The sequence below is a fragment of the Gardnerella sp. KA00127 genome (assembly GCF_049244125.1).
GTDB lineage: Bacteria > Actinomycetota > Actinomycetes > Actinomycetales > Bifidobacteriaceae > Bifidobacterium > Bifidobacterium swidsinskii.
The window spans coordinates 716209-742545 of the sequence record NZ_CP058377.1; the positions used below are offsets into that span (position 1 = coordinate 716209).

Below are 26337 nucleotides of genomic sequence, written 5' to 3' on the forward strand. Positions count from 1 at the left end.
ACGTATATTACACGCTTATAAAATAATGCCGCAAAGCATACACGAAGCATACACATGCGGCATTAGGTGGCTACATTGTGAGTATTTTTTAGAAAACAGGGAGCACAGCGCCTTTGTAAGTTTTAGTAATATAGTCGCGCACTTCGCTTGTCTTCAAAGCTTTGAGTAAGGCTTTGATTTTTGCAAACTTTTCAGAGCCCTTCTTTACTACAATAATATTTTCATAAGTTTTAGCCGCAATGCCTCCAACTTTTTCTGAAGTAAGTGGGTCTTTAGTTGGGTTAAAACCAGCTTGAATAGCGTAATTGCCGTTCATGGCAGCAAGATCCACATCCTTAATGGCAGTAGGAACTGTTGCCGCTTCAAGTTCTTTAAACTTCAAATTCTTAGGATTCTCAGTAATATCTTTTGTAGTAGCGTTAATATCCTTTGGATTCTTCAACTTAATCAATCCGGCATCTTGCAAAAGAAGCAATGCGCGAGCCTCATTAGTAGGATCATTTGGAACTGCAACAGTTGCTCCGTTTGCTAATGCTTTAATCGTCTTGGTTTTTCCTGGATACAATCCAAATGGTTCAAAATGAATTCCACCTACTGAAACAAGGTGAGTTCCCTTTTCCTTATTAAAGTTGTCAAGATAAGGCAAATGCTGATAGTAGTTTGCGTCAACTTCGCCTTCTTCAGTAGCTGTATTTGGCTGCACGTAGTCAGTAAATTCCTTTACTACTAGCTTGTAGCCTTCTTTTTGCAAGATTGGCTTTACAACTTTATTTAAGATTTCAGAATGCGGGGTAGGTGAAGCTGCAACAGTAATGGTCTTGTCATCCTTTGCGCCTGCTTTTGAGCTACCGCAGCCACTTAAAGTGAAAGTCGCTAATGCTGCCAGTGCTGTAATTGATGCAATAACTTTAATTTTTCGCATATTTCCTGCTCCTTGTTCGGTGAAATTCGTTTAAAGTTAAATCCCCTTCGCGAGTAACGAATTATCAATATAGGCGAGAAAAATCAATAATTCTACACTTTGCTTATTAGTATTATTTATGACGTGTTAATAATTCGCATACTTGCAGTGTGGAAAGAGAAAAAATAAGTTTTTCAACACGTCGCTTACTTGCAATGAAGCTATCTACTAGACTGTAATGTATGAGTTTTTTGCGATTGGCGTTAGCGCAGATAGATACCTGCGTTGGGAACATTGATAGCAACGTTGAAAAAGTTTTGAAGTATGCTGCGCGCGCAAAGCAGTCGGGTGCTCGCATGGTTGTGTTTCCTGAGATGACTTTGACTGGGTATCCTATTGAAGACCTCGCCTTGCGTGCCACGTTCCGCACAACTGCACAAAAAGCTGCAGACTTGCTTGCAACAAAACTTGCGGAAGAAGGCTTGGGGGAGCTTTACGTAGTAGTTGGAACTGTTGGCTTTGACGAGTCTGCTGGAAAGCCTCGAAACAGGCTTCTCGTATTGCATGAAGGTAAATCTGTGTTGCAATACGACAAGCATTTCTTGCCAAATTATGGTGTTTTTGACGAGTTTCGTATTTTCTCTTCTGGCAATAAGTGTGAGCTGCTGGAAGTAGATGGAATGCGTCTAGGTTTTGCTATTTGCGAAGATATTTGGCAAGACGGCGGTCCTGTTGCGCGTTTGGCAAAACTTGGTATCGATGCGCTAATAACTATGAACGGTTCTCCATATGAGGAAGGTAAAACTCATGTGCGCTTGAGTTTGGCTCAAAAGCGCGCTGTTGAAGTCAATGCGCCAGTCGTATATGTGAACCAAGTCGGCGGCCAAGATGATTTGGTTTTTGACGGTGGAAGTTTTGTTGTTGATGCTGACGGAACTTTACTTGAACGCTCGGCAATGTTTGATGAAGATTTGTCGTTTGTTGATTTTGATAACTCGCTGAAAAAGCAGAAAGTTTCAAGCATTGCTCCAAAACTTGACGCAGACGAAGAAGTGTATTGTGCGTGTGTTGTAGGTCTTAGAGATTACATGCGTAAGAATGGTTTTAAGGGTGTGTGCTTAGGACTTTCTGGAGGAATTGATTCTGCTTTAGTAGCTACTATGGCTGCCGATGCTTGCGGTGGAGCAAATGTGTATGGCATTTCTATGCCAAGCATGTACTCTTCGGACGGTTCTAAAGACGATGCGCGCGATTTAGCAGAGCGAATTGGCGCTCACTATGATGTGCAACCAATTGAACCGCTTTTTAAAGCTTTCCAATCGCAACTTTCATTAGAAGGTGTTGCAGCAGAAAACTTGCAAGCTCGCGTTCGTGGCGTAATCGTAATGGCTTACTCGAATTCGCGCGGTGTTTTGGCGCTCGCAACTGGTAATAAATCGGAGCTTGCTTGCGGATATTCTACTATCTATGGCGATGCGGTAGGAGGGTATGCTCCTATTAAGGATTTGTTTAAGACGCGCGTTTGGGCACTTTCTCGTTGGAGGAATCGCGCTGCGAATGCTGGAGTAGGCATTGGTATGCTGCCAATTGTTGGATATGAGGATTCTGAGCAAACAGAAGTTACGAAAGCGAAAGCTCCGCAAGATGGTGTGCTTATTCCGGTTAATTCTATTATTAAGCCTCCGAGTGCAGAGTTGCGTCCAGGGCAAAAGGATTCTGATTCTTTACCTGAGTACGATTTGCTTGATCGTGTTTTAGAGGCTCATATTGAGCTTGCTCATGGTAGAGCGGATTTGCTTGAAGATGGTTTTGACGAGCATACTGTTGACACGGTTATGCGTTTAGTTGATCGCGCAGAATGGAAGCGCAGGCAGTATCCGCTTGGACCAAAAGTAAGTGCTATTGCTTTTGGCAGGGATCGCAGAATGCCTGTTACCACAGCTTTTCGTGAATAAATGTGATATATTTCACTAGATTTTTTGCAAAACTACTCGTGTATGCGTTTACTTATGCTCTAACATTGTTATTAAGGCAGCGTGAAGATGCGTTGCGGGTACAAAAGGAGTCTAAACATGACATCAGTTGATGCGCCAGTTCTCAGTGAAGAGGATCTTCGTACCGAAGCGTGGAATGGTTTTACTGACGGCAATTGGAAAAAAGACATTGACGTACGCGACTTTATATTAAAGAACTATACGCCATACGAAGGTGACGAAAGCTTCTTGGCAAATGCCACTGAAAAAACGAAGCACATGTGGAAGTATCTCGACGACAACTACTTGGCTGTTGAACGTGAACGTCGTGTTTATGATGTTGAAACTCATATCCCAGCAGGCATTGACGCAATGCCAGCAGGCTACATTGAAAGCCCAGAAGTAGATAACGTAATCGTCGGTTTGCAAACTGATGAGCCTTGCAAGCGCGCTATGATGCCAAACGGCGGTTGGCGCATGGTTGAGCAAGCTATTAAAGAAGCTGGCAAGGAAGTAGATCCTCAAATCAAGAAGATCTTCACCGTCTACCGCAAGACTCATAACGATGGTGTATTTGGCGTTTACACCAAGAATATTAAGATTGCTCGCCACAACAAGATTTTGACCGGTTTGCCAGATGCTTACGGTCGTGGTCGTATTATTGGCGATTATCGTCGTGTGGCTCTTTACGGCGTGAACATGCTTATTGAGTTCAAGAAGCGCGACAAGGATTCGATTCCATACCGTAACGATTTTACCGAGACTGAAATTGAGCATTGGATTCGCTTCCGCGAAGAGCATGACGAGCAGATTAAGGCTTTGAAGCAGCTTATTAACTTGGGTAACGAGTACGGTTTGGATTTGACTCGTCCAGCTAAGACCGCTAAGGAAGCTGTTCAGTGGACTTACATGGGCTATCTTGCTTCTGTTAAGAGCCAGGATGGCGCTGCAATGAGCTTTGGCCGCGTTTCTGCATTCTTTGATTGCTACTTTGAGCGCGATTTGAAGGCAGGTTTAATTAACGAAACCGATGCTCAGGAAATTATTGATGCTCTTGTTATGAAGCTTCGTATTGTGCGCTTCTTGCGTACCAAGGATTACGACGCAATCTTCTCTGGTGATCCTTACTGGGCAACTTGGTCCGATGCAGGCTTCAGCGAGGATGGTCGCACTTTCGTAACCAAGACTTCGTTCCGTTTGCTCAACACTTTGACTCTTGAGCATTTGGGACCTGGTCCTGAGCCAAATATCACTATTTTCTGGGATCCAAAGCTTCCAGAAGCTTATAAGCGTTTCTGCGCACGAATTTCTATCGACACTTCTGCAATCCAGTACGAGTCCGATAAAGACATTCGTGAGCACTGGGGTGACGACGCTGCTATTGCTTGCTGCGTTTCTCCAATGCGCGTCGGTAAGCAAATGCAGTTCTTCGCTGCTCGCGTGAACTCTGCAAAAGCTTTGCTTTACGCAATCAACGGCGGTCGCGATGAAATGACCGGTATGCAGGTTATTGATAAGGGTGTTATTGACCCAATCAAGCCAGAAGCTGACGGTACTCTCGACTACGAGAAGGTTAAGGCTAACTACGAGAAGGCTTTGGAATGGCTTTCCGAAACCTATATTGAGGCTTTGAATATCATCCACTACATGCACGATAAGTACGCTTACGAGTCCATCGAAATGGCTTTGCATGATAGGGAAGTCTATCGTACGCTTGGTTGCGGCATGTCCGGTTTGTCTATTGCTGCAGATTCCTTGGCTGCTTTGAAGTATGCAAAGGTTTACCCAATCTACAACAAGGATGCTAAGACCGCTGAAGGCCACGAGTACGAGTACATTGAGGGTGGAGACGACGACTTAATCGTTGGCTACAAGACTGTTGGCGAGTTCCCAATTTACGGTAACGACGACGATCGTGCAGACGACTTAGCTAAGTGGGTTGTGAGCACTGTTATGGGTCAGGTAAAGCGTTTGCCTGTGTACCGTAATGCTGTACCAACTCAGTCCATTTTGACTATTACTTCTAACGTTGAGTATGGCAAGAACACTGGTTCCTTCCCATCCGGTCACAAGAAGGGTACTCCGTACGCTCCAGGCGCAAACCCAGAAAACGGCATGGATTCGCACGGCATGCTTCCTTCTATGTTCTCCGTTGGAAAGATTGATTACGACGATGCTCTTGACGGCATTTCGCTTACGAACACCATTACTCCTGATGGTTTGGGTCGTGACGAAGACGAGCGCGTCAGCAACTTGGTTGGCATTTTGGATGCTGGCAACGGTCACGGTTTGTACCACGCAAACATCAACGTGTTGCGTAAGGAACAGCTTGAAGATGCTGTTGAGCACCCAGAAAAGTATCCGCATTTGACGGTTCGAGTTTCCGGCTACGCAGTGAACTTCGTGAAGCTCACTAAGGAGCAGCAGCTCGACGTTATTTCTCGTACATTCCACCAGGGTTCAGTTACTGACTGATTTGGTCGATTGGTAAATACCGCCGGGAGCGAGGCTAGTTTCGCTCCCGGCTTTTGTTAATTGCGTATATTATTTATTATTTATTTATAAATAGTTTGGAGGGCAGTTAGATGGCTGAAAACACAGCGTTTCGTACTACAACTCAGCATATGTTGAAGGAGTCAAAAGAGTATGCTCGCCAAACTTTAATGGGTGGTCTTTCTGGATTTGAGTCGCCAATTGGGCTGGATCGTAAAGATCGCTTGGTAGCTCTTAAAACTGGCGATATTGGATTTGTGCATTCGTGGGATATTAACACTTCTGTTGATGGACCTGGAACTCGTATGACAGTGTTTATGAGCGGTTGCCCGCTGCGCTGCCAGTATTGCCAGAATCCTGATACTTGGAAAATGCGCGACGGCAAGCCAGTTTATTTAGATGCAATGATTAAAAAAGTTGACCGTTATCAAAGTCTTTTTAAAGCAACAGGCGGCGGAATAACATTTTCTGGCGGAGAGTCAATGATGCAACCAGCTTTTGTATCTCGCGTATTTCGTGCTGCAAAAGAAATGGGCGTGCATACTTGCTTGGATACTTCCGGCTTTTTGAATCGCAATTATACAGACGAAATGATTGACGACATCGATCTTTGCTTGCTAGACGTTAAATCCGGAACTGAAGAAACGTATAAAAAAGTAACTGGCGGCTTGCTTCAACCAACTATTGACTTTGGTCAGCGATTAGCGAAGGCTGGTAAGAAGATTTGGGTGCGTTTTGTGCTCGTTCCAGGTTTGACAGACAGCGAAGAAAATGTTGAAAAAGTTGCCGAGATTTGCGATTCGTTTGGGGATGCTGTTGAGCATATTGACGTGCTTGGATTCCATCAACTAGGCCGTCCAAAGTGGCATGAGCTTCGAATACCGTACCCGCTTGAGAATCAAAAAGGACCTTCTAGGGCACTAAAAGAGCGAGTTGTAAACCAGTTCAAAGATCACGGTTTTGTTGTGTACTAGATTGTGTTTAGGCTGCATTTAGGCTGCGTTTATATTGCATTAACGATGTAATTGTAATCTAGTCGAGTTTTGCGTATTGTATTGTTTTTTTTTAAAGGATTTTGTATAATTACACAAACACCCTTTTTAGAGAAAGGATACGCAATGAAGCGCAGAATAGGTTGTTGGATTGCATTAGCTTTTGCATTAGCGTTAGCTATTTTTGCACGGTGTAACGATCAGTTTGGCTTTGGCACAGCGCTTATTATTTTAATTGTTTTGCCGATAATTTTGTTGCCGATAAATATCGTTGCGGCTTTCGATAAGAAACTTCTTATTGAAGTGCCAATAATATCTATTGCTATAACCATTGCTACAGAACTTGCCACTTTCCCAATAAGAGATTTAGGTTTACATACTATCTACGTTATTCCAACAGTTTTAGTTTCGGCAGTCGCATTTACTCTTACTAGATTCCTTAAAACCAAGCTTGTTAAGAGCATAACTCAATAAGATCAAACAATAAAACAGATTGATTATTTAATTGATTACTTATTTTTGATTAGTCGCAGTTGTGTGCGAAAGTTGAAGCCGTGTTAAAGATGCATAATCTATAACACGGCTTAAATATTTTTTACGGATATTTTGCAAAAAGTACAGAATAAGTTGCAAAAAACGTAAGAATTTGGCTAAAGCATGCAAATCGGGAGGCGTACTTGAACGAGGAACCAAAGCTTTTAAAAGAGCCGAGAGAAGGAGTTCCAGAAGTCATTGATACGCTTGAAGCATATAAAGATTATTGCAGCTTGTTGGCAGCAGGCTCTGGTCCCTTAGCTGCAGATGCCGAGCGAGCTTCCGGTTTTAGATATGGTCATGAAGATTGGCTGATTCAGTTTAAACGCAAAGGTGCAGGAATAGGGTTACTGGATCCAATAGAACTTACAAAACTTGGAGCTGATTGGAACGAATTTAACAAGGCAGTAGGAGATGCGCCTTGGATTATCCACGATTCGATGCAAGATTTGCCAGGATTTTTTGATATTGGTTTGCGCCCGCGTGCTTTATTTGATACCGAGATTGCGGCTAAATTACTTGGTAGAAAGCGCTTTGGTTTAAGCTCTGTAACTGAATATTATTTGGGTTTGACGCTCGCAAAAGAACATTCTGCAGCGGATTGGTCTTACCGCCCACTTCCTAGGGATTGGCGAAATTACGCAGCTTTAGATGTTGAATTGTTAATCGAATTAGAAGAAGTAATGCGCGGTGAGCTAAAAAAGCAAGGTAAACTTTCTTGGGCGGAAGAAGAATTTAAACACTTACTTAGTAAGGGTGCACAAAAGAAAGCTCCGCATCCGCGTCCATGGCTTAAAATATCGCATATAAGTGTGCTTATGCACGATCGTGTTGGTTTAGTTATTGCGAAAGCATTGTGGCAAAAGCGAGATGCTTTAGCGCGTGAATATGATATTGCGCCAACTCTGCTACTTTCTGACGCTGCGATTATTGAAGCTGGTAAGCGTAAACCTAGTAATGCGCGCGCGTTTCGTGCTATTCGTTCTTTGAATGAGCGAGTGCGAGTGCACACTGGCAGTGAGCAAGACAAAATGTTCGAGCGTTACGCTCCAATTCAGCGCAAAATTAAACCATCTATTTGGAAAAACGTTATAGAGAATGCTATTTTGCGCGCTAAATCTGGTGAAACAGCCATGGATGATGTGCATCCAGTATTACCGAATGGAGCTATTCAACTTAATTCGCGCGAATCTCGTAAAACGAGCGTACTTAAATCAACAGATACTGACGAGTCACAAGGTTCTAACGATTGTCAGGATTGCCATGATTCATCAGATTCGCAGTATTTACAGGATATGCAAGATTCCCAAAGTGCTCCTAGATCTATGAAATATTGGAGAGAACATCATCCTAAGCGTTACGAGCGTTTACAAAGAGTAAAAGCTGAGTTAAATCAAATTTCTGAATACACTCATACTCCTGCAGAAATTATTATCAAACCACAGATTATTCGTAATCTTTGCTGGCATGATGATGCGCAAGATATTGATGTTAAAACATTCCTAAGTGAGCATGGCGCTCGCGAATGGCAAACCCGATTGGTAGCTGAGTCCGTAACTCGCGCTATCATGTAACGGTTGTGCCATACGGCAGAAGCTAGAAAAAACGTAATTTCAGGAGCGCAAGCGTGAAAATCAGCGTCAGGAATCTTGAGCCAACTAAGGTTAAGCTCACCATTACCGCAGATCTCGAAGACTTCAAACCATTCTTGGAAGAAGCTCGTAAGGAGATTGCTAAGCAAATTAACGTGCCAGGTTTCCGTAAGGGACATGTGCCAGGCAAGATTGTAGATCAGCGCGTCGGTTTCGCAGCTGTTGCTGGCGAAGCCGTAAATTCCGCTGTACCAGAGCTTTATTCCAAGGCTTTGGAAGAAAAGAAGATCCGCCCAATGGATCAGCCAGAATTTGACGTTCAGGAAGTTCCAACGTCGACTGATGCAGATGCAAGTCTTAAGTTTGTAGCAACAGTTGAGCGTCGTCCAGATTTCAAGTTGAACAAGTTCAAGGGCGTTGAGATTGAAGTTGAGAAGCCAAAGGTTTCCGACAAGGATGTCAAGGAGCGCTTAGAAAGCCTCCGTCAGCGTTTTGCTACTTTGGTTGGTGTTGACCGTCCTGCAGCTAAGGGTGATTACACTAACATTGATTTGGAAGCTCGTATCGATGACGAAGTAGTTGATGCACAAGAGGGCGTAAGCTACGAAATCGGTTCCGGTGTGTTGCTCGACGGTTTGGATGAGGCTTTGGATAGCCTTTCCGCCGGTGAAGAAACCACCTTTGAAGGTACTCTCGAGTCCGGCAAGCACAAGGGCGAGAAGGCTCAGATCAAGGTTAAGGTTAATTCCGTAAAGACTCAGGAATTGCCAGAGCTTGATGATGATTTTGCTCAGGAAGCTTCCGAGTTTGATACTTTGAAGGAATTGAAGGCAGATATTCGCAAGGCTTGCGAGCAGGCTGCTGAAGGTCGTCAGGCAACTAATGCCCGTGACGCATTCCTTGTTAAGCTTCAGGAAGAAGTTGAAATTCCTGTGCCAAAGGGCGTTTTGGACAAGGCTGTTTCAGAGCATTTGAAGGGCATGACCCCTGATCCTGAAAAAGCTACCAAGAAGCAGAAGGACGAAGCTCAGCAGGCTGCTGAGAAGGAACTTCGCGACCAGATGGTTCTTGACGCTTTGGCTGAACAGATGGATGTGACTGTTTCCCAGGCTGACGTCACCAACTTCTTGGTTTCCGTTGCTCAGCAGTACGGCATGGATCCAAACCAGTTCATTAACGCAATCGTTAATAACGGTCAGCTTGGTTCTGCTGTGCAGGAAGTTGCTCGTTCTAAGGGCTTGCTTGCTGGTATGCGTGCTGTAAAGTTCGTTTCCGGCGGAGAAGCTCTTGACTTGAGTGCATTCTTGTCTGAGGATGATGACGAAGACGAAAGCGTGAAGGCTGCTTCTGCTGCTGCAGAAGTTGCTGACGAACTTTCTAAGTAGTATTTTTTAAACAAGAGAAAGTTTATACTTTCTCATATTTGCTAAAACCCAGGGCTTTTGCTCTGGGTTTTTGTGTTGTTGTTATACTTTAAATAAGGGAAAAACAAATAAAATTAAAAACAAATACATAAGGAAGGCTGCTGCTAATGGAAAAACGCAATTTGCAAATAGTAGGCAGTAAAAAACCTGGTAAGTGTTTGAACTATGTTTTTACATGTTTACGATTAAGTCTTATTGCTTTTTTTGTTGCAGTTATGGCTGGGGTTGGTGCAATATTATTAACTCTGTTACTACATGCTGTGCAAAACGTAATGTTCGGATTTTCAGAATCCGCTCTTAAACCTTCGCCAGTTGGATTGCCAATATTCCACTACGTTGCTGTTGTATTAATTGTGATGTCTGTTGCTGCAATTATTTGGATGTGGTTATGGACAAAATCTTCTAATCATATTGTCGATATAGCTCATGCTGTTAGTGGCCAATCGATGCCATTTAATACGACGATTATCCATGTATGTTTACAAATTTTTATAGTTGCTTCTGGCGCAAGTTTAGGTAGGGAAGTTGCGCCTCGAGAATTAGCTGCAATGCTTACTCAGAAGTTACTCCGCTTTATTCGAGTCAGTGAATTTCAAGCTCGCGTTTTGGTTGCAAGTGCTGCTGGTGCTGGTTTAGCTGGAGTTTATCGTACTCCAATAGCGGGTGCGATTATGGCACTAGGTTTGGTTGCAATTCCACGTTTTTCTAACGAATCGAAATCTTCTTTAAAGCGTTTGAAATGGTATTGGCTTATACAAAAATTTAGTATTTTTGCTATTGCGTTATTTATAAGTGAAATTGCATCATTGACTACTATTTTTGTGCTTGGGGATGAACCTTACTATTGTTTGCCAAGTCTTGATGACATCCATATTGTCAACGCGACTGTGTTGCTACTTGCAATTATAGTTGGCATTGCTTGCGGTATTGTTGGCACTCTTTTCCATAAGATGATTCATTGGGCTCGCTCTAAGTGTGCTCACAATTACCAAATCTTATATTTTTTGCCGCTAATGGGCTTAGTAACGGGATTAGTTGCATCGTGGAATCCAGCAATTATGGGCAACGGTCGAGCTTTAGCACAATACGCATATAACATTGCAACAAGTATTGCAATTGACAAAAACTCTTTGGTAACTTTGCTTCTACTATTTGTTGCAAAAATAATTTTAACAAGTTGCACTCTTCGAGCTGGAGCAAGTGGTGGTGTGCTTCAGCCGAGTATGTCGTCTGGAGCTTGCGTAGGGCTAATCGTAGGTTTTATAAGTATGAACATTCCGTTTGTTGGTAGCATGTTATCAAGTCAGCCAAAATTATTGATAATAGCTGCTATTTTTGGCGCTGCAAGTCTGCTAACTGCAAGCCGAAAGTCATTGTGGTTTGCGCTTTTTTTGGTAGCGCAATTAGTGAATGTGCCTATGATTATGATTATTCCGATGGCTGTTTCTTGTGCTGTATCTAGAAGCATAGCGATAATACCAAAAATTTTTATGCGCAAATAATGTTTGAATTTTTAGTATGGAAAATACAATATGTGCAAAATAAATGCGCCTATGCTAGTTCAGTATTAGCAAAGGCGCATTTATTGTAAGTAAATATTTTTTAGTTATGTTGATTATTTTAGTTATTTTTTAATTAATTATTATAACTGAATTCTTTATCTGTTATAAAAGTTCCATCATCGTTTGAGAAGATGAAATGCACTCGTACTGGTGCAATAATTTTTTCTTTCATTTCATCCTTCGCTGATTGTGACATCATGCTCGATAAGCTATCGCCGTACGATTGTATTCCATTCCTTAATTCTGTAATTTCCCAATCAGATAGGTGTTTTTTTGACTTTGCGTTTATATTGAGCTGATCGCCTTTAGCATCAAACGTTACGTTGAATCGGGCGGTACTGCGGAAGATGTTATGCAGTCCTCGGAATCCCTCGGTCTTCCACCTAATTCATTGAGTACAGAAGAATCCATTAAGCAAGGTGTGAAGTATTTCAGTGAATTATTAGCCAGTAGCGAAAGGCTCAGTGTAGATTTAGAATCGGTTATCCAGTCCTACAATTATGGTGGTGGTTTCTTAGGGTATGTGGCTAATCGTGGAAATAAATATACCTTTGAACTGGCTCAAAGTTTCTCAAAAGAGTATTCAGGTGGCGAAAAAGTGTCTTACCCCAATCCCATAGCCATACCTATCAATGGGGGCTGGCGATACAACTATGGCAATATGTTTTATGTGCAACTGGTAACGCAGTATCTTGTCACAACAGAGTTTGATGATGATACGGTACAAGCCATCATGGACGAAGCACTGAAATATGAGGGCTGGCGATACGTTTACGGTGGAGCTTCCCCGACTACTTCTTTTGATTGTAGCGGACTGACACAATGGACGTATGGAAAAGCTGGAATTAACTTACCACGAACCGCACAACAGCAATATGATGTGACCCAGCATATCCCACTATCGGAAGCACAAGCTGGCGATTTGGTTTTCTTTCATTCTACCTATAACGCTGGCTCTTATATTACTCATGTTGGGATATACCTTGGCAATAACCGTATGTTTCATGCAGGCGACCCAATCGGTTATGCCGACTTAACAAGCCCCTACTGGCAACAGCATTTAGTGGGAGCAGGACGAATCAAACAATGAGAAAGGAAGATTTAATGATGAAATTTAGAAAAAATCAGAATAAAGAAAAACAGATACCAAAGGAAAAGAAACCTCGTGTCTACTATAAGGTCAATCCTCATAAAAAGGTTGTGATTGCCTTGTGGGTACTTTTAGGGCTTAGTTTCAGCTTTGCGATATTCAAGCACTTTACAGCTATAGATACTCATACTATTCACGAAACAACTATCATAGAAAAGGAATACGTTGATACTCATCATGTAGAAAATTTTGTAGAGAACTTTGCGAAAGTCTACTATTCATGGGAGCAATCCGATAAGTCCATTGATAATCGAATGGAAAGTCTAAAAGGCTATCTGACAGATGAACTTCAAGCTCTCAATGTTGATACAGTACGCAAAGATATTCCTGTATCGTCTTCTGTAAGAGGATTTCAGATATGGACGGTAGAGCCAACTGGCGACAATGAGTTTAATGTAACCTACAGTGTAGACCAGCTCATTACAGAGGGAGAAAATACAAAGACCGTCCACTCTGCTTATATAGTGAGTGTCTATGTAGATGGTTCTGGAAATATGGTACTGGTTAAGAATCCGACCATTACCAACATACCTAAGAAATCAAGTTATAAACCAAAAGCCATTGAAAGTGAGGGGACGGTTGATTCCATTACAACCAATGAAATCAATGAGTTTTTAACGACGTTCTTCAAGCTCTATCCTACAGCGACAGCCAGTGAACTTTCCTACTATGTGAATGACGGGATATTAAAACCAATCGGAAAAGAGTACATCTTTCAAGAACTGGTAAATCCTATTCACAATCGTAAGGATAATCAAGTCACGGTATCGCTGACAGTGGAGTATATCGACCAGCAGACCAAAGCAACGCAGGTATCTCAATTTGATTTGGTACTTGAAAAGAACGGGAGTAATTGGAAGATTATAGAATAACAAATATTGGTACATTATTACAGCTATTTTGTAATCACGTACTCTCTTTGATAAAAAATTGGAGATTCCTTTACAAATATGCTCTTACGTGCTATTATTTAAGTATCTATTTAAAAGGAGTTAATAAATATGCGGCAAGGTATTCTTAAATAAACTGTCAATTTGATAGTGGGAACAAATAATTGGATGTCCTTTTTTAGGAGGGCTTAGTTTTTTGTACCCAGTTTAAGAATACCTTTATCATGTGATTCTAAAGTATCCAGAGAATATCTGTATGCTTTGTATACCTATGGTTATGCATAAAAATCCCAGTGATAAAAGTATTTATCACTGGGATTTTTATGCCCTTTTGGGTTTTTGAATGGAGGAAAATCACATGAAAATTATTAATATTGGAGTTTTAGCTCATGTTGATGCAGGAAAAACTACCTTAACAGAAAGCTTATTATATAACAGTGGAGCGATTACAGAATTAGGAAGCGTGGACAAAGGTACAACGAGGACGGATAATACGCTTTTAGAACGTCAGAGAGGAATTACAATTCAGACAGGAATAACCTCTTTTCAGTGGGAAAATACGAAGGTGAACATCATAGACACGCCAGGACATATGGATTTCTTAGCAGAAGTATATCGTTCATTATCAGTTTTAGATGGGGCAATTCTACTGATTTCTGCAAAAGATGGCGTACAAGCACAAACTCGTATATTATTTCATGCACTTAGGAAAATGGGGATTCCCACAATCTTTTTTATCAATAAGATTGACCAAAATGGAATTGATTTATCAACGGTTTATCAGGATATTAAAGAGAAACTTTCTGCCGAAATTGTAATCAAACAGAAGGTAGAACTGTATCCTAATATGTGTGTGACGAACTTTACCGAATCTGAACAATGGGATACGGTAATAGAGGGAAACGATGACCTTTTAGAGAAATATATGTCCGGTAAATCATTAGAAGCATTGGAACTCGAACAAGAGGAAAGCATAAGATTTCAGAATTGTTCTCTGTTCCCTCTTTATCATGGAAGTGCAAAAAGTAATATAGGGATTGATAACCTTATAGAAGTTATTACTAATAAATTTTATTCATCAACACATCGAGGTCCGTCTGAACTTTGCGGAAATGTTTTCAAAATTGAATATACAAAAAAAAGACAACGTCTTGCATATATACGCCTTTATAGTGGAGTACTACATTTACGAGATTCGGTTAGAGTATCAGAAAAAGAAAAAATAAAAGTTACAGAAATGTATACTTCAATAAATGGTGAATTATGTAAGATTGATAGAGCTTATTCTGGAGAAATTGTTATTTTGCAAAATGAGTTTTTGAAGTTAAATAGTGTTCTTGGAGATACAAAACTATTGCCACAGAGAAAAAAGATTGAAAATCCGCACCCTCTACTACAAACAACTGTTGAACCGAGTAAACCTGAACAGAGAGAAATGTTGCTTGATGCCCTTTTGGAAATCTCAGATAGTGATCCGCTTCTACGATATTACGTGGATTCTACGACACATGAAATTATACTTTCTTTCTTAGGGAAAGTACAAATGGAAGTGATTAGTGCACTGTTGCAAGAAAAGTATCATGTGGAGATAGAACTAAAAGAGCCTACAGTCATTTATATGGAGAGACCGTTAAAAAATGCAGAATATACCATTCACATCGAAGTGCCGCCAAATCCTTTCTGGGCTTCCATTGGTTTATCTGTATCACCGCTTCCGTTGGGAAGTGGAATGCAGTATGAGAGCTCGGTTTCTCTTGGATACTTAAATCAATCATTTCAAAATGCAGTTATGGAAGGGATACGCTATGGTTGCGAACAAGGATTATATGGTTGGAATGTGACGGACTGTAAAATCTGTTTTAAGTATGGCTTATACTATAGCCCTGTTAGTACCCCAGCAGATTTTCGGATGCTTGCTCCTATTGTATTGGAACAAGTCTTAAAAAAAGCTGGAACAGAATTGTTAGAGCCATATCTTAGTTTTAAAATTTATGCGCCACAGGAATATCTTTCACGAGCATACAACGATGCTCCTAAATATTGTGCGAACATCGTAGACACTCAATTGAAAAATAATGAGGTCATTCTTAGTGGAGAAATCCCTGCTCGGTGTATTCAAGAATATCGTAGTGATTTAACTTTCTTTACAAATGGACGTAGTGTTTGTTTAACAGAGTTAAAAGGGTACCATGTTACTACCGGTGAACCTGTTTGCCAGCCCCGTCGTCCAAATAGTCGGATAGATAAAGTACGATATATGTTCAATAAAATAACTTAGTGTATTTTATGTTGTTATATAAATATGGTTTCTTGTTAAATAAGATGAAATATTTTTTAATAAAGATTTGAATTAAAGTGTAAAGGAGGAGATAGTTATTATAAACTACAAGTGGATATTGTGTCCTGTATGTGGAAATAAAACACGATTAAAGATAAGGGAAGATACTGAATTAAAAAATTCCCCCTCTATTGTCCGAAATGCAGACAAGAAAATTTAATTGAAATAAAGCAGTTCAAAGTAACTGTGATTACAGAGCCAGACGCAAAGACGCAGAGCCGATAAAATGAGATTAATACAATCTCATTTTATCGGCTCTTTCCGTTATGTATGGATTCTTTTAATTAGTCTTCGATGTTTCTTGCTTCGTTGATACCGCTGGCTAAAGATTCCATTAAGGATAGTTCTTTGTCTGTAAAGCTATCCATGTATTTCTCTATCTGTAATCGTCGGGTGCTTTTTACCAAGTTATTAGCAGGTAAGAAAAATTCATCAACGGAAACATGAAGTAACGATACAAGGTCATAAAGAACTTGTATGCTGGGGTGTTGCCCTTTATTTTCAATATTAGTTAAGTACCGTGGGTCAATTTCAATCAATGCTCCCACTTGTTCACGAGTTAAACCTCGTTTCAATCGAGCTTCTTTAATGGCTAAACCAAAGGCTCTAAAATCATATTTATCTTCTTTTTTACGCATAGTAGACCACCTCTATACATTTTATTGTTCCTACTGAATTAAAAACAGGTATAGAAAAACGTGTTATATGGTTTATAGGTTTATATTTAATAAAAAGCACTACTAAACGCCAATAAAAAAACCGTTATATGGTAGTGCTATTTACGCTGTTAAAATATTGTATATTACTTCCAAATGGCGGTTTGTTGGAGGTCAACGTCGCCATGAAGTACATCATATACAATAAATTTCCTTACATTGGGTTCTTGTCAAAAAAAGTCGTCTATCTGCAATAGATAAGTACGTCCACCAATGTGGTTTTATAAATCATATAGATAGAATAACAGAAGCATGTAAACAGAGAAATAAATCTGTTTATATGCTTTTTTGGCTATTCAGAACTTTTTTACAAAGTTTATTTATCAGTAATGCAACAAATCCCCCTTTCACATTGGGACTAAGAGTGAAAGGAGATAAACGAGCAAGGCTCACTTCCTTTCCTAGACAGAAAGGGGGTGAGAAACATGAAACCATCTTCTTTTCAGACCACAATAGAAAATCAGTTTGACTATATCTGTAAACGTGCTATGGAAGACGAGCGAAAGAATTATATGCTTTATCTTTCAAGGATTGCAAAGCGTGAGGTGTCCTTTTCGGATGTTGGCGATTATCTTGTTAGCCAGTTTGCGACAACAGATAACTATTCAACTGACTTTCAGATTTTTACACTCAATGGGTTATCAGTAGGCGTTGAAAATGATTTGTTGAGTGAAGCATTACGTGAGTTGCCAGACAAGAAACGTGAAATTCTACTGCTGTTTTACTTTATGGACATGAGCGATTCAGAAATTGCAGACCTGTTGAAATTGAACCGTTCTACTGTCTATCGGCATAGAACCAGTGGACTAGCCTTAATTAAAAAGTTTATGGAGGAATTTGAAGAATGAAAACACAATATCCTATGATTCCCTTTCCTCTCATTGTAAAGGCAACAGATGGCGATACCGAAGCGATTAACCAGATTCTACATCATTACAGAGGGTACATAACGAAGCGTTCCCTACGACTTATGAAAGATGAATATGGCAATCAAAGTATGGTCGTTGATGAAGTCTTACGTGGAATGGTGAGCCGTTACTGGCTAATGCACTAGTTGCTTTTTCAATTTTTTCTGGATGGCAGTGTACATATTCTTCAATATTTGCGCTTCTTAGTGCAGAGCAATTGTAATGCGGTTTAAGAATTACGTATCCACCTACTGCAACTATTGCTACAACTATGACAGTAATAAGCCAAATGTATTTTGACTTATGAGCAATTGTATTTGTTGGATTTGGATAAGCGTTTGCTGGGTAGTTATTTACTGGTTGTTGATTATTTTGATATATGTTTGGTTGATAACCATTGTTTGGATTTACATTATTAGGGTAATTATTGTTCTGGTACACATTGTTTCCATAACCATTGTTTTGGTACCCATTATTTGAATTTACATTATTTGGGTATGTATTATTTTGGTACCCATTGTTTGGATTTACATTATTAGGGTATGTATTATTTTGGTAACCATTATTTGGATACTCGTTATTTGGCATCGGAGCAGGCGAGTAGTTGTTGTCTGGCAATTGGTTAGGATCCATAATTACTCCTTATAATGAATTGATGATCCAATAAAAATATACTCAATAATGCATACTAACGTGAGGTAATAAGTAAAAATTACATCTGTTAATATAAATAAAATTTTAGAAATTTGGTGTAAAACATTCAAATCAAATCATATTCGCAATATTTTCTATGCGGTCATGCGCACAATGTAGTGTAGAAATAATTACGTGGTAGCAAGGAGATATAGTGACTGAACTTTTTACAGCTTCTCCCGTGATGGAACAGGCTGAAGCACCTACATCAACTGATCCTATTTTTAATCGGTTGCTAAAAGATCGAATTATTTGGTTGGGATCTGAAGTAAAAGATGAGAATGCTAATGTTATTTGCGCGCAAATGTTAATGCTTGCTGCGGAAGATCCTAAGAAGGATATTTGGTTGTATATTAATTCGCCTGGAGGTTCAATTACTGCTGGTATGGCAATTTACGATACTATGCAATTAATTGAGCCGGATGTTGCGACTATTGCTGTTGGAATGGCTGCATCTATGGGCCAGTTCTTGCTTAGTTCTGGCACTCCTGGTAAGCGTTATATTACCTCACATGCTCGTGTGCTTATGCATCAACCTTCTGGCGGTGTCGGTGGCACTGCTACGGATGTGCGAATTAACGCAGAGCTTATTATGGATATGAAAAAAACGCTTTCTGAATTGACTGCAAAGCAGACTGGTCATACGGTAGAGGAGATTTACCGAGATAACGAATATGATCACTGGTTTACAGCTCAGCAAGCTTTGGAGTATGGTTTCGTAGATAAGATTGTGACCACTCCTGCTTCTATGCGCGGTGAGGAGTAATTATGGCAAGTGAAGAAGCAAAGTTTGTTGCGCGTGCTGAGCGTTTAGCTGGTTTTGGCGGTGTCACTTCTGCCCAGCGCATTACTAATCGTTACGTGTTGCCTCAATTTGGCGAGCAAACTCCATACGGCATGAAAACGCAAGATCCTTACACTAAGCTGTTTGAAGATCGCATTATTTTCATGGGTGTGCAAGTAGATGACACTTCTGCTGACGACATTATGGCTCAGTTGCTTGTTTTAGAAAGCATGGATTCTGATCGCGATGTGATGATGTACATTAATTCACCTGGCGGTTCGATGACTGCTATGACTGCGATTTATGACACAATGCAATACATTAATCCAGATGTTCAAACTGTTTGCTTAGGTCAGGCTGCTTCTGCTGCTGCTATTATTCTTGCTGCTGGAGCTGCTGGTAAACGCATGATTTTGCCGAATGCGCGTGTGCTTATTCATCAGCCTGCAATGGGTCAAGATTTTGGTAAAGCTACTGAAATTGAGCTTCAAGCTAAGGAAATGTTGCGTTTGCGTTCTTGGTTAGAATCAACTCTTGCAAAGCATACTGGTCAAGATATTGAGCGCATCCGTAAAGATATTGAAGTGGATACTATTTTGACTGCTCCAGAAGCTAAAGCTTATGGAATGGTTGACGAAGTGCTTGAGCGCAGAGCATAATTCAATCTTTACAACTTAGCGAGAATTTATCAATTCTTGCATTCCTTAACAACAAACCCCGGTCGACACGCCGGGGTTTGTGTTTTAGTGCGGATGGTTGTATATTAGTCAAGTTGCCGGAAACAAGGACATGGTTCTTGAGGCTGGAAACATGCGCCAGTAGCCCAACGGATTAGAGCATCTGACTACGGATCAGAAGGTTGCAGGTTCGAATCCTGTCTGGCGCACAAACAAAACGCGAAGCTTTTGCTCCGCGTTTTTTTTAATTCGTATGCAACTCGCTCGGTTTATGCCTCTCGGTTATACTTAAAAGTGCGAATCACATATTTTGCACTATAAAACGTTATAAACGTTATATAAACGTATAAACGCTATAAATGCATTTAGTGGAGGAAATATTTACAATATGATACGACGCAGTTGGAGAATAGCTTGCAATATTGCAAATAATGAGCGAATTTCTGGATTAATTATGCTTGGTTTTGCTCTTACCGGCCTATTGCTTGCAAACATTCCTTTAACCGCGCCAATATTTGAAGCCGTATCGCATACTCATGTAGGCATTCCGTGGACGAATATACACATGTCAATTGGTCACTGGGTGCAAGACGGCGTGCTCACTATTTTCTTCCTGTCAGTTGGCTTAGATTTAAAACACGAACTTATTGCTGGTTCGCTTTCTGATCCTCGAGCAGCTGCAATGCCAATGATTTGTGCTGTTGGCGGAATGATTGTGCCTCCTTTACTGTTTGTTGCTACAGTAACTGTATTTTCTGAATTGCATGCCGGGCAGGAGATTATGCGTCTTACTTCTGGTGCTTTACCTTCGCTTGATATGGTTCGTGACGGGTGGGCAATACCTACGGCAACAGATATAGCTTTCTCTCTTGCTGTTCTTGCTTTATTTGCAAAAACTTTGCCACACGCTTTGCGTGCATTTCTTATGACTCTTGCTACAGTAGACGATTTGCTTGGAATAGCACTTATTGCTGTGTTCTTCTCATCTCTTAACGCGTGGTATTGGTTTGCTGGAGTAATTGCTTGCGGTTTGATTTGGACTACTTTAGTGCGTTTGAAGCGCGTCCCATGGCCGTTGGTTGCAATAGTAGGAATTATGGCTTGGGTTATGATGTATGAAGCTGGCGTGCATCCAACTTTAGCTGGAGTGATGGTTGGTTTGCTAACTCCTGCGCATTTAGTTCATGGCGAAAAAACGCTTCGTGCTGAACGCTATCGCGAAAAAATTCAGCCTGTTTCTGCGCTACTGGCTCTTCCAATTTTCGCTCTTTTCGCTACAGGAGTGCATTTTGAAACATTGACTTGGGAGTTGTTCTTCTCGCCAATTTTGATTGCTATCACTATTGCTCTTGTTATTGGTAAACCTGTTGGAATTATGGTAACTGCTTGGATATCAAAGCGTGTTCTAGGTTTGAAAGTTCCTGATGGTCTTCGCGTAGTAGACTTAATGCCTACAGCATGTGCGTGTGGAATTGGTTTCACTGTTTCTCTTCTTATTGCTTCTCTTGCGTATTCTGACGCAGATTTGTCTGCTGAAGCACGTTTTGGCGTTCTTGTTGCTTCTATTGTTGCTGCAGGAGTTTCTGGCTTCTTACTTTCTATGCAAGCAAAGCATATGGAAGAAGAATTAGATGAGGTTGAAGAATAGTTTTTAATTATTATTTTCAACATATTTGAAAGTAAATTTCTAGGAGAAGTCATGTCTAATAGTAAAGATTTTTCAGTAGATGTTCCACCTTGGAATAACACGTATCATCGTGGTTCTGTTGTAATGCGCGGTTCTATGATTCCTAAGGAGAGCACTACAGAAACGCTTCTTCGTAACGATAACAATCAGCAGCTTGTTTCTGGAGTTGGTGTAGAAGTAGATAAGAAATGGGATTGGCGTAGCGCGGATCCGTGGCGTGCGCTTCGTATTCAAGCTGAGTTTGTTGATGGTTTTGACGCGCTCGCATCGTTAGGTAAAGCTGTTAGTATTTTTGGTTCTGCTCGAATAAAAGAAGATGATCCTGAGTATTCTTTAGCTCGTACTATGGGTTCAGAGCTTGCAAAACGTGGTTTTGCTGTTATTACAGGTGGCGGTCCTGGAATTATGGAAGCTGCAAACCGTGGAGCTGCAGAAGCTGGTGGTACGTCTGTAGGATTGGGGATTGAGCTTCCTCATGAGCAGGGTTTGAATAAGTGGATTAATCTTGGCATGCAATTTCGGTATTTTTTCGTGCGTAAAACAATGTTTATGAAGTATTCTTCTGGAATTATTGTGTGCCCTGGCGGTTTTGGCACGATGGATGAAATGTTTGAAGCTTTGACTCTAGTGCAAACGCATAAAGTTGCGCGCGTGCCTGTTGTTCTTTTCGGTACTTCGTATTGGAATGGTTTGATTGACTGGCTGAAGTCTACAGTAATTCAACGAGGTTTTATTTCTTCATTAGATCCGCACTTATTTGCTGTCACAGACGACCCAATAGAGGCGGTGCGAATAGCATCTGGAATTGAATAATCTAAGAGTTCTTGCGCTCGTTTACAAGCGTTGTAAGCTGCCAAATTTCTTCGCCAATATCAATTCCGCGAGGGCACTGTCTTGAACATGCTCTAACTGACTGGCATGCGCTAATACCGTCGCTGCTGTCTATTAGATCAAGGCGATGCTCTGTTGCGTTGTCTCTGGAATCATAAATAAAACGAGCCGCGTTAACCAATGCTGCAGGTCCAATAAAGGCTTCTCCGCCTGCATAAATTGGGCAAATTCCTTCGCAAGCACCGCACATAATGCAATTGCTCAAAAGCTCAAATTTTTTAAGTTCCTCAGGATGTTGCAAAAACTCAATAAGCTGGAGTTTCCCTTCAGTATTTCTCGTAGAAACGTTAGATGCTTGCAAATAAGGTTCTAAGCGTTTTATTTGCGAAATCATAGGCGAAATATCGCAAATAAGATCTCGCTGAACTGCAAATCCTGAAAGTGGAGCAAGTTCAATAACACCAAAAGTGCCATTTTGCAAAGTGGTAGTTTCTTTAGATTTTTGCTGTAAAGTTGGCGATTTTGTCGACTGTGCGGAGCTGCTAGTAGTGCCAGTTTTTCTAAAGCCTCGAGATTGCACGCTATTTGTGCTTTCAGGACGTGCGTTTGCGCCAATAGTTGCACTGCATAGTAAGGTTGGCATGCCATTTACGTTTGCAGCGTCAGAACCGCAAACGCCGTGACCGCACGAGTAGCGGAAAGCTAAAGTTGGGTCGATTGTGCGTTTAATAGCTAGTAAACAGTCAAGAATAGTGTCAGTAGAATGAACGCGTAAACTGTAATCTTGAACCCAATGCTTACCTTGAATTCGTTTTGGAGAAGATTCGTAAGATCCGGAAGATTCACTGGATTCACTAGATTCGGAAGAATTATTTATGTTATTTTCTGAAGAATCTAGTTTTGCGAAAGGATTACTGCGCTTTCTACGTGCAAAAGGACTTTCTCTGCGCTTGCGCCCTGTCTGTTTACTGTTTGAATCATCTTCAGATTTATTAAATGGAGTAAAGCGTGAAATACGCAAAGTAACAAGCGCAGTGTTATCACCAAGCTCATTACTCATTGCAAACCTCCAATACGTACTGTTCTAGTTTGCCACAATACTTGCACAGAAACATTTTTTAGTACTTGGCGCATCCTCACGTTAGGCTTGAACTATGACTGACGCTTTATTTTTGCTTGATACTGATCACGATAATGCTCCTGTGCTTGCAGAAGGAATCGAAGAAGGGTGGACGATTACGCTTCCATCGCAAGTAAAACGTCACGCTATATCTGCCATGCGACTATTAGAAGGCGATGCTTTGCAACTTTCTGACGGCAAAGGCTTGCGCATTCATGCAAAGGTGACGGATGTTGAAAATGGCTTAGTTCGTGTAGAAGCGTTTACTAGGGAAGCTCCGCGAATGACTAGACTTGCACTTGTTCAAGCTTTGGCAAAAACAGGGCACGATGAGCAAGCAATTGATATGGCTACGCAAATTGGCGTGGATGAAGTAATCCCTTGGTGCGCGGATCGTTCAATTGCAAAGTGGAAACCTGGTCGCACAGATAAGCGTTGGAGCCAAGTTTTACAGTCTGCTACAGAGCAATCTCGTCGCGCATGGATGCCTGAACTTCAAGAATGTGTTTCAAGCAAGCAAATAGTGGCAATATGTAGGCGTGCGTGCGTTTACGGAAATCTCGTAATTGTATTGCATCAAGACGCAACTGATTGCTGGAATCAAATAGAACAAGCAGTAAATACTCTTAGCGAGCGCTGTTTGGAGGATGGTAAAGAGCGCACTGTTTACGTTTTAGTTGGGCCAGAAGGTGGTATTAGTGATGACGAAGTGTCAATGTTTATTGATGCTGGTGCTAAAAGCTGCGTTTTAGGCAGTAATATTCTTCGCGCATCTACTGCAGGACCTGTAGCTCTTTCTCTTCTTTCGCGCGCTTTAGGACGTTACGAATAATCGCATAAATCGTATCTAAAAGTGCTCATAATTGTGTAAAATAGTAAGAAGCATGTCGATTGCTTTTGGTTTAAGGCATTGATTTCATTTAGTAACAAATAGGGGAGAAACCATGAGTGGTATCACTTACAATACTGATGCTGATTGCATTTTTTGTAAAATTGTTGCTGGAGAAATACCAAGCAGCAGAGTTTATGAAGACGATTCGGTAGTTGCTTTTAAAGATATTAATCCGCAAACAAAAGTGCATGTGCTGATTGTGCCGCGCAATCACTATAAGAATGTTGCTGAGCTTGCTAGTAAGGCTCCTGAAACTTTGGCTCATATTGCTGGTGTTGCGCAAAAAATTGCTGATGATGAATTCAACGGTGATTATCGACTCGTATTTAATACTGGTATTGATGCTGGTCAAACAGTGTTTCATGTTCATGCTCATGTATTGACTGGCGAAAAACTTGTAGAAGGTAGCTTGTAAACCGTGACGAAAAGTACTACGCGTTTTGTGCAAATTCCTAGCGAATTAAGCTCGGTTGCAGTTTTAGGTGCTGCAGATGCTGGTTTGCGTGAAGTAGAACATGCTTTTCCAGAAGCAGATATTACTGTGCGAGGCAAAGATGTTCAAATTGTTGCTCGTTCAGCTAGAGCAGATGAAGATGCAGCTAAAGCTGAGTATGCGTTTAGGCGCATGATTGATGCAGCTTACGAGCAACCTATGGATGCGTACGAAGTAAGACGCATGCTTGAGCGTGATATTTTGCATAACGATGAACACAATGTGCGTATAAACCGTATCGGTCATGATGGTGGAGTGCTTGGGAATAGTATTATTTCTTCGTCGTATGCAATTAATAATTCTGTTTCGCGCGCTGAAAATGAGTTTTCAAGAGATTCAAGTGAGCTGTTGCCTTCTAGTGAAGAAGCGCATCGCCGTGCTATGAGCAGAAGAGCTCGAATGAGTAAAGGCGTGATTACGTTTGCTGGAGGAAATCCTGTTCGCGCAAAAACTGCTGGTCAAACGGCGTACGTGCAAGCAATGGATTGCAATATTGTAACGTTTGGAATTGGTCCTGCTGGCACTGGAAAAACGTATTTAGCAGTTGCTAAAGCTGTTCGTGCATTGGAAGATGGAAGAGTCCGCAGAATTGTTCTTACTCGTCCTGCTGTTGAAGCTGGCGAAAACTTAGGATTCTTGCCTGGCACTTTAAACGATAAAGTTGATCCATATTTGCGTCCACTCTATGATGCGCTTTCTGATATGCTTGGATCTGCACAACTAAAACGCTATCTTGACGAGAATGTTGTTGAAGTTGCTCCTCTTGCTTATATGCGAGGTCGCACATTAAACGATGCTTTTGTTATTCTTGATGAAGCGCAAAATGCGACTGTTCAGCAATTAAAAATGTTCCTAACTCGACTCGGTTTTAATACAACCATGGTGATTACAGGAGATAGTACGCAGGTTGATTTAGCAGTTGTGCGTTCTGGTCTTGTTTCTATTGAGAAGATTTTGGGCGAAGTTAAAGATATTGCTTTTGTGCATTTGCAAGCAGAAGACGTTGTGCGTCATGCTTTGGTTGGTCGTATTGTGGAAGCATACGAAAATTACGATGCAATGCTTGAACATAAAAAACGTGAACGTACTAAAGAATCTACTGAGAGGAATAACAGATAAATCATGAGCATTGAAGTCATGAATGAAACAGTGTGGAATATTGACGCTAAAATCTTCTCAGATCTTGGAATGTGGGTTCTTCAACAAATGAAAGTAAGTACGCATTCGGATTTATCGATTACTTTTGTTGATCCAGAGCCAATTGCCTGTTTGCATGAACGTTGGATGAACCTAGAAGGCCCAACGGATGTTATGAGTTTTCCAATGGACGAGCTTACTCCTGGAAGCGATGAAAAAGTTTCTGAAGGAATGCTTGGAGACTTGGTGATTTGCCCGTGGGTTGCTCAACAGCAGGCGCTCGCAGCTGGGCACAGTACTATGGAAGAAATGTTGTTGCTAACTATTCACGGTATTTTGCATTTGCTTGGCTATGATCACACTACTCCGGAAGAAGAAAAGCAAATGTTTGGTTTGCAACGTCAACTAATGCTTACTTTTTTCGCTGCTCGATCTGGAGAATTGTATGATGCTACGTTGCCGGAAGGTGCAATAAACGAGCTTGAGCGTTACGATGCTGAGCATGAAGCGAGTAGCGTCAAAAATAAAAATAAAAAACAGCATTAAAGCG

22 protein-coding genes, 1 tRNA gene and 4 pseudogenes are annotated in these 26337 nt (G+C 41.0%); 23 read left to right on the forward strand and 4 right to left on the reverse strand.

Annotation, left to right across the window (positions count from 1 at the left end; all coding sequences use genetic code 11):
• Positions 1–88: 88 nt before the first annotated feature.
• Positions 89–922: a MetQ/NlpA family ABC transporter substrate-binding protein gene (locus HXT48_RS02750; RefSeq protein WP_004106340.1), complete on the reverse strand. Its 834-nt coding sequence runs from the start codon at positions 920–922 to the stop codon at positions 89–91.
• 221 nt (positions 923–1143) lie between these two features.
• Here HXT48_RS02750 and HXT48_RS02755 point away from each other — a divergent pair, with 221 nt between their 5' ends.
• The 12 genes and pseudogenes from HXT48_RS02755 (at position 1144) to HXT48_RS02810 (ending at position 16074) form a co-directional block, all read left to right on the forward strand.
• Positions 1144–2856, forward strand: a complete 1713-nt coding sequence (locus HXT48_RS02755) for an NAD+ synthase (protein WP_004108689.1) — start codon at positions 1144–1146, stop codon at positions 2854–2856.
• A 117-nt stretch (positions 2857–2973) separates the two neighbouring features.
• The gene (gene pflB / locus HXT48_RS02760; RefSeq protein WP_076002910.1) at positions 2974–5349 is read left to right on the forward strand and encodes a formate C-acetyltransferase; all 2376 of its coding nucleotides are present in this window, start codon (positions 2974–2976) and stop codon (positions 5347–5349) included.
• Between the two features lie 110 nt (positions 5350–5459).
• Positions 5460–6341: a pyruvate formate-lyase-activating protein gene (pflA, locus tag HXT48_RS02765; protein WP_016635604.1), complete on the forward strand. Its 882-nt coding sequence runs from the start codon at positions 5460–5462 to the stop codon at positions 6339–6341.
• A 144-nt stretch (positions 6342–6485) separates the two neighbouring features.
• On the forward strand, positions 6486–6833 hold the full coding sequence (locus HXT48_RS02770; RefSeq protein WP_155760807.1) for a hypothetical protein: 348 nt from the start codon (positions 6486–6488) through the stop codon (positions 6831–6833).
• A 203-nt stretch (positions 6834–7036) separates the two neighbouring features.
• Positions 7037–8467, forward strand: coding sequence for an HRDC domain-containing protein (locus tag HXT48_RS02775; protein ID WP_076002909.1), 1431 nt, complete (start codon positions 7037–7039; stop codon positions 8465–8467).
• 53 nt (positions 8468–8520) lie between these two features.
• A complete protein-coding gene (gene tig / locus HXT48_RS02780) occupies positions 8521–9870 on the forward strand; it encodes a trigger factor (RefSeq protein ID WP_004106328.1) in 1350 nt (449 codons plus the stop codon).
• 146 nt (positions 9871–10016) lie between these two features.
• On the forward strand, positions 10017–11411 hold the full coding sequence (locus tag HXT48_RS02785; protein WP_415685168.1) for a chloride channel protein: 1395 nt from the start codon (positions 10017–10019) through the stop codon (positions 11409–11411).
• Positions 11412–11793: 382 nt separating this feature from the next.
• Positions 11794–12561: pseudogene (locus HXT48_RS02790) on the forward strand (lysozyme family protein); the annotation flags it as partial.
• Positions 12558–13493, forward strand: coding sequence for a conjugal transfer protein (locus HXT48_RS02795; protein ID WP_001224320.1), 936 nt, complete (start codon positions 12558–12560; stop codon positions 13491–13493). The pseudogene HXT48_RS02790 and the gene HXT48_RS02795, both read left to right, overlap by 4 nt.
• Before the next feature lie 313 nt (positions 13494–13806).
• Positions 13807–13854, forward strand: a pseudogene (locus HXT48_RS02800) (hypothetical protein); the annotation flags it as partial.
• Positions 13855–13869: 15 nt separating this feature from the next.
• Positions 13870–15789, forward strand: a complete 1920-nt coding sequence (tet(M), locus tag HXT48_RS02805; RefSeq protein WP_000691736.1) for a tetracycline resistance ribosomal protection protein Tet(M) — start codon at positions 13870–13872, stop codon at positions 15787–15789.
• 118 nt (positions 15790–15907) lie between these two features.
• A pseudogene (locus tag HXT48_RS02810) lies at positions 15908–16074 on the forward strand (cysteine-rich KTR domain-containing protein).
• A gap of 59 nt (positions 16075–16133) precedes the next feature.
• Here HXT48_RS02810 and HXT48_RS02815 read toward each other — a convergent pair.
• On the reverse strand, positions 16134–16487 hold the full coding sequence (locus tag HXT48_RS02815; protein ID WP_001227347.1) for a helix-turn-helix transcriptional regulator: 354 nt from the start codon (positions 16485–16487) through the stop codon (positions 16134–16136).
• A 503-nt stretch (positions 16488–16990) separates the two neighbouring features.
• On the opposite strand from HXT48_RS02815, the gene HXT48_RS02820 reads away from it, so the two are divergent.
• Together HXT48_RS02820 and HXT48_RS02825 are read left to right on the forward strand one after the other, a co-directional pair.
• Entirely contained in the window at positions 16991–17413 is a 423-nt protein-coding gene (locus HXT48_RS02820; RefSeq protein ID WP_000804885.1) for a sigma-70 family RNA polymerase sigma factor, read from the forward strand.
• Positions 17410–17619 (forward strand): helix-turn-helix domain-containing protein, encoded by a 210-nt coding sequence (locus HXT48_RS02825; RefSeq protein WP_415685169.1) that lies wholly within the window; start codon positions 17410–17412, stop codon positions 17617–17619. Before HXT48_RS02820 ends, HXT48_RS02825 begins: the two co-directional genes overlap by 4 nt.
• Here HXT48_RS02825 and HXT48_RS02830 read toward each other — a convergent pair.
• Complete coding sequence (locus HXT48_RS02830) at positions 17534–18106, reverse strand: hypothetical protein (RefSeq protein ID WP_421793169.1); 573 nt, start codon at positions 18104–18106, stop codon at positions 17534–17536. The two genes, HXT48_RS02825 and HXT48_RS02830, sit on opposite strands and share 86 nt — an antisense overlap.
• A gap of 214 nt (positions 18107–18320) precedes the next feature.
• On the opposite strand from HXT48_RS02830, the gene HXT48_RS02835 reads away from it, so the two are divergent.
• From HXT48_RS02835 to HXT48_RS02855, 5 genes and pseudogenes are all read left to right on the forward strand, one after another.
• The gene (locus tag HXT48_RS02835; protein ID WP_012914239.1) at positions 18321–18932 is read left to right on the forward strand and encodes an ATP-dependent Clp protease proteolytic subunit; all 612 of its coding nucleotides are present in this window, start codon (positions 18321–18323) and stop codon (positions 18930–18932) included.
• A 2-nt stretch (positions 18933–18934) separates the two neighbouring features.
• The gene (locus tag HXT48_RS02840) at positions 18935–19609 is read left to right on the forward strand and encodes an ATP-dependent Clp protease proteolytic subunit (protein ID WP_004106323.1); all 675 of its coding nucleotides are present in this window, start codon (positions 18935–18937) and stop codon (positions 19607–19609) included.
• Positions 19610–19762: 153 nt separating this feature from the next.
• A tRNA-Arg gene (locus tag HXT48_RS02845) sits at positions 19763–19836 on the forward strand.
• A 179-nt stretch (positions 19837–20015) separates the two neighbouring features.
• Positions 20016–21254: pseudogene (locus HXT48_RS02850) on the forward strand (Na+/H+ antiporter NhaA); the annotation flags it as partial.
• A 72-nt stretch (positions 21255–21326) separates the two neighbouring features.
• Positions 21327–22127 carry a TIGR00730 family Rossman fold protein gene (locus HXT48_RS02855; protein ID WP_012914236.1) on the forward strand — a complete coding sequence of 267 codons (801 nt, stop codon included), beginning with the start codon at positions 21327–21329 and terminating at the stop codon, positions 22125–22127.
• Position 22128: 1 nt separating this feature from the next.
• On the opposite strand, the gene HXT48_RS02860 is transcribed toward HXT48_RS02855, so the two are convergent.
• On the reverse strand, positions 22129–23205 hold the full coding sequence (locus tag HXT48_RS02860; RefSeq protein ID WP_012914235.1) for a succinate dehydrogenase/fumarate reductase iron-sulfur subunit: 1077 nt from the start codon (positions 23203–23205) through the stop codon (positions 22129–22131).
• A gap of 94 nt (positions 23206–23299) precedes the next feature.
• On the opposite strand from HXT48_RS02860, the gene HXT48_RS02865 reads away from it, so the two are divergent.
• The 4 genes from HXT48_RS02865 (at position 23300) to ybeY (ending at position 26333) form a co-directional block, all read left to right on the forward strand.
• Positions 23300–24097, forward strand: coding sequence for a 16S rRNA (uracil(1498)-N(3))-methyltransferase (locus HXT48_RS02865; protein ID WP_004108731.1), 798 nt, complete (start codon positions 23300–23302; stop codon positions 24095–24097).
• A gap of 112 nt (positions 24098–24209) precedes the next feature.
• The gene (locus HXT48_RS02870; RefSeq protein WP_421793171.1) at positions 24210–24572 is read left to right on the forward strand and encodes a histidine triad nucleotide-binding protein; all 363 of its coding nucleotides are present in this window, start codon (positions 24210–24212) and stop codon (positions 24570–24572) included.
• Between the two features lie 3 nt (positions 24573–24575).
• Positions 24576–25769, forward strand: coding sequence for a PhoH family protein (locus HXT48_RS02875; RefSeq protein ID WP_012914234.1), 1194 nt, complete (start codon positions 24576–24578; stop codon positions 25767–25769).
• A 3-nt stretch (positions 25770–25772) separates the two neighbouring features.
• The gene (gene ybeY, locus HXT48_RS02880; protein ID WP_012914233.1) at positions 25773–26333 is read left to right on the forward strand and encodes an rRNA maturation RNase YbeY; all 561 of its coding nucleotides are present in this window, start codon (positions 25773–25775) and stop codon (positions 26331–26333) included.
• Positions 26334–26337 lie beyond the last annotated feature (4 nt).